General features: G+C 61.9%; 5 protein-coding genes. 1 reads left to right on the top strand and 4 read right to left on the bottom strand.

Annotation, left to right across the window (positions count from 1 at the left end):
• Positions 1-334: 334 nt before the first annotated feature.
• Complete coding sequence (locus tag EN939_RS23795; protein WP_081738697.1) at positions 335-511, top strand: hypothetical protein; 177 nt, start codon at positions 335-337, stop codon at positions 509-511.
• Positions 512-560: 49 nt separating this feature from the next.
• Here the strand turns inward: EN939_RS23795 and EN939_RS23800 are convergent, their stop codons facing one another.
• The 4 genes from EN939_RS23800 to EN939_RS23815 all read right to left on the bottom strand — a co-directional run.
• The gene (locus tag EN939_RS23800) at positions 561-1,712 is read right to left on the bottom strand and encodes a GGDEF domain-containing protein (protein WP_127270118.1); all 1,152 of its coding nucleotides are present in this window, start codon (positions 1,710-1,712) and stop codon (positions 561-563) included.
• A 115-nt stretch (positions 1,713-1,827) separates the two neighbouring features.
• Positions 1,828-2,649 (bottom strand): DUF72 domain-containing protein, encoded by an 822-nt coding sequence (locus EN939_RS23805; RefSeq protein ID WP_127270120.1) that lies wholly within the window; start codon positions 2,647-2,649, stop codon positions 1,828-1,830.
• A gap of 23 nt (positions 2,650-2,672) precedes the next feature.
• Positions 2,673-3,143, bottom strand: a complete 471-nt coding sequence (locus EN939_RS23810; protein WP_127270122.1) for a GNAT family N-acetyltransferase — start codon at positions 3,141-3,143, stop codon at positions 2,673-2,675.
• A gap of 31 nt (positions 3,144-3,174) precedes the next feature.
• Positions 3,175-4,046, bottom strand: an 872-nt coding sequence (locus EN939_RS23815; protein WP_127270124.1) for an ATP-binding cassette domain-containing protein, incomplete at its 5' end; no start/stop codon positions are given.

Here is a 4,046-nt window from a genome sequence, read left to right on the forward strand (position 1 = left end):
GTCCATACCGGTCCGGCGGAAGATCTGGACCGTGCTGATGTCAGGAAGTTCCTGACGGTCTAGAATCGCCAACGCACTTCAGTTGACGATCCGAAGTCCTTGGCAAGTCCAGTATTTCTCCGGCCCTGCACCAGCCTCTCTGGTGCATCGGCAACTGCGTGCTAGTCTTTTCCTAGGCTTTTGTGAGTCGGCCGCTTCCGTACCAGTCTGGTTTATCGCAGATCGAGGAGCACGGCCAATGCCGGGCAAGTTTCACGCAAGCAAGGCTGCCTAGCTTCCCTCCTGCGATCTCTGTCGTTCAAACGCGTTTGGGCACACAGGCTAAGGGACAGCCATGGAACGTTACGTCGAGGATTACCAGAAGCGGCGGCTTATCGAACGTGTCGATATCATCGCTGCCATCAACATCTTGAGATCACAGGGCTGCGATTACGACGATCTGATCGAGGAGATCACCAAGGTCTTCTATGTCGATCTCGATACCTTCAATGAGATTGTCATGGCGGCCTAGGAGCTGCATTCGTCTCGCCACGATCAGAGGCCGGTGTTGACACACGCGATCAGCCTGCGCGCTTGAACGGAGAAGCGGTGACGCGGTTGCGGCCGGCGCGCTTGGCGTCGTAGAGCGCCTTGTCGGCGGCATTGAGCACCTTGTCGAAGCCGAGGCCTTCCTTGGTGCCGAAAGCAAATCCGGCACTGACCGTGCATATCAGCGAGCCTGTCTCGGTTTCGATGTGGTGCGCGGCGAAAGCTGCCCGGATGGCCTCGGCGGTGGCCTCCACCGTTTCGGGCAAGGTCCGCTTCAGCACCAGCGCGAATTCCTCGCCGCCCATGCGCGCGGCGACATCACCCGGGCGAAGATTGCTGGCGAGTTCCCGTGCAAATACCTTCAGCACCTCATCGCCGGCGGCGTGGCCGAATTCGTCGTTGATGGCCTTGAAGTTGTCGAGGTCGAAGACGACCACCGCCGTGAAGGCACCGACCGGCGCATCGCCGTGCAGGTCGAATAGGGCGCGGCGGTTGAGCAGGCCGGTCAGCGGGTCGGTCAGGGCATTGTGGCGGTGATGCCGGGCCAGACGCCCTTGGTTCAGGGCCAGGGAAAGCGCTCCGATGCCGGTCATGCTGGCGATAACGATGATGAGGCTCAGTTCCTCGGCCCAGTTGCTTGGCGCATGTCCAAGGACCAGCTTTCCCTCCCAGGCCAAAACCATGGCGCAGAGAGCGAAGGATGCGGCCGTGGCCGAATAGAGCGCGGTGATACCGGTTGTCAGGGCAGGGGCTTCGTCGCGGCCTTTCCAGTATTCGACCGCCGTTGCGAACAGAAGCAAGGCGGCGAAGGCATTTTCGAACATGAAGCCCAGCCCGTCATAGCCTAGAGCCATGGGAGGCAATGTCACGGCCAGTGAAATGGCGCTGCCAAACGCCGTTCGCGGCACTGGCGAGCCGCCGGTTCTGAACTGGTAGGCCGCGCCCAGCATTGTCGAGAAACCGAGCAGGAGGAAAGCCAGCGTGGCGATGCCCAGCAGGCGCCCGGGCATATCGATATAGGCGTCATAGAAAAAAATATCGCCGACCACGAACACCAGGCTGACCGCCCATGTCAGCAGGAACTTTTCCGAGCGAGCGGTCAGCCACATGCCAAACAAGGTCAGGCTCAGGCAGGCAGCGGAAAAACCGACAGCCAGCAGAAGTGAAGTGTAGTCGAGCGACATGCCCCTCGTCCTTGCCCGCGGCGGCCCAGATTTGCGACTGGTTCAGCTGGATTCATGCAGCAAGGAGGTATCGATAAGGTTACGACGATGGCGAAGATGCCATGATTCCGCAGCGTCAGGGCACCGACAGATCCTGGTCCACCCGCTTCATCAGTGCCATGGCGCCGAACGGCGCGCGCACCTTGCCCTCCGTGATGAAGTAGACGAACACGTCGCGCGGCTTGACCGGCGCATCGGTGGCGGGGTCGGCGCGCCGCAGGTCGGCCGGCTGCTTGCCTTGCGCCCAGATCTTTACCCGCGCGGCCCATTCATCGAGGCCTTTCGGCGTGTAGCAGTCGGGATTGTCATCGCTGCCGGTCTGCAGCCGGGCGTAGACGAAATCGGCGGTGACGTCGGCGATATCGGGATATTTGGCATGGTCGGCGTAGACGATCGCGGCCTTGTATTTTCGGGCAAGTGCTGCGAATTCCGGCACGACAAAACTGTCGTTGCGGACTTCGAGCGCATGGCGCAGCGCAACGCCGTCCTGCTTTTCCGGCAGCAGTTTCAAAAAGGCTTCGAAATCGTCCGGATCGAATTTCTTGGTCGGCGCGAACTGCCACAGGATCGGCCCGAGCTTTTCCCCGAGTGCGGCAACGCCCGAGCCGAGGAAGCGCGTCATCGATTCGCCGGCCTCGCCCAGCACGCGCCGGTTGGTGACGAAGCGGTTGCCCTTTAGCGAGTACACGAAACCGTCCGGCGCCTCGTTGGCCCATTTGACGAAGGTCGGTTCCTTGAAGCTGGAATAGTAAGTGCCGTTGACCTCGATGCTCGGCACCTGGCGAGTGGCGTAGTTCAGCTGCTTGGCCTTGGAGAGCTTGTCGGGATAGAAGGACGTATCCCAAGGCTCAAAGGTCCAGCCGCCCATGCCGGCGCGGATCGTTCCCGATGTGCTCATTGTCATCCTCCCAAGTTCAGAAATCAGGCCGCTGTGCTCTCGTGGACCGATTTCGCCATGTCGACCAGCACCCATCCCGGCCGGTAGGGATTGGGCCGGCGACCCGTTTCGTGGAAACCATAGGCCAGATAGAGCGCGATGTTCCGTTCCATCCTGGCGTTGGTGTAAAGCCGCACCTCGGGCAGGCCCCAGAGACGGGTCAGCTCATCCGCGTGTTTCAGCAGCGCAATGCCGAAGCCCTTGCCCTGAAAGTCAGGAGAGACCGCGACGGAGAAGATCATCGCGTGGTCGTCATGCCGTTCCAGCGTGATCAGTCCGGCAAGTCCGCCGCCACTTTCCAACACCCACACCTCACCACGCGCGATGCGCGGCGCGTAGTCCTCGGTGACTGGGATCGGCGGTGCGCCTAACAGTGCAGTGTAAGGCGCATAGGCCGCTTGCGTCAGCGAGACGACGGTTTGGAGATCACCGGCAAGCGCTCTTCTGATTTTCATTCAAAAGCTCTCCAGGCGCCAACCGGTCCGATCACTCCGCCGCTTCGCGCTTGCCTCCGGGGCGCCGCTCCAGAAGCTCCTTGAGGAACTGGCCGGTGTAGCTGCGCTTCTCGCGCACGATCGCTTCCGGCGTGCCGGAGGCAACCAGTTCGCCGCCGCCGTCGCCGCCTTCGGGGCCGAGGTCGAGCACCCAGTCGGCGGTCTTGATCACTTCGAGATTGTGCTCGATGACCACCACCGTGTTGCCCTGGTCGACCAGTTCATGCAGCACTTCCAACAGCTTGGCGACGTCGTGGAAATGCAGGCCGGTGGTCGGCTCGTCGAGGATATAGAGCGTCTTGCCAGTTGCCTTGCGCGACAGTTCCTTGGCCAGCTTGATGCGCTGCGCCTCGCCGCCTGACAGCGTCGTCGCCTGCTGGCCGATATGGATGTAGCCAAGGCCGACCTGCTTCAGCGTGTCGAGCTTGTCGCGCACGCCGGGCACGGCGGCGAAGAAGTCGACGCCTTCCTCGACCGTCATGTCGAGCACATCGGCGATCGACTTGCCCTTGAACACGACGTCGAGCGTCTCTCTGTTGTAACGCTTGCCGTGGCAGACGTCGCAGGTGACGTAGACGTCGGGCAAAAAGTGCATCTCGATCTTGATGACGCCGTCGCCCTGGCAGGCTTCGCAGCGGCCACCCTTAACGTTGAAGGAGAAGCGGCCGGGCTGGTAGCCGCGCGCTTTGGCCTCCGGCAGGCCGGCGAACCAGTCGCGGATTGGCGTGAAGGCGCCGGTATAGGTGGCGGGGTTCGAACGCGGAGTCCTGCCAATGGGCGACTGGTCGATGTCGATGACCTTGTCGAGGAATTCGAGGCCCTCGATGCGGTCGTGGTCGGCCGGGTGCTCGCGCGAGCCCATGA

It is taken from the genome of Mesorhizobium sp. M7A.F.Ca.CA.002.05.1.1, from assembly GCF_003998335.1.
In the GTDB taxonomy this organism is placed as follows: domain Bacteria; phylum Pseudomonadota; class Alphaproteobacteria; order Rhizobiales; family Rhizobiaceae; genus Mesorhizobium.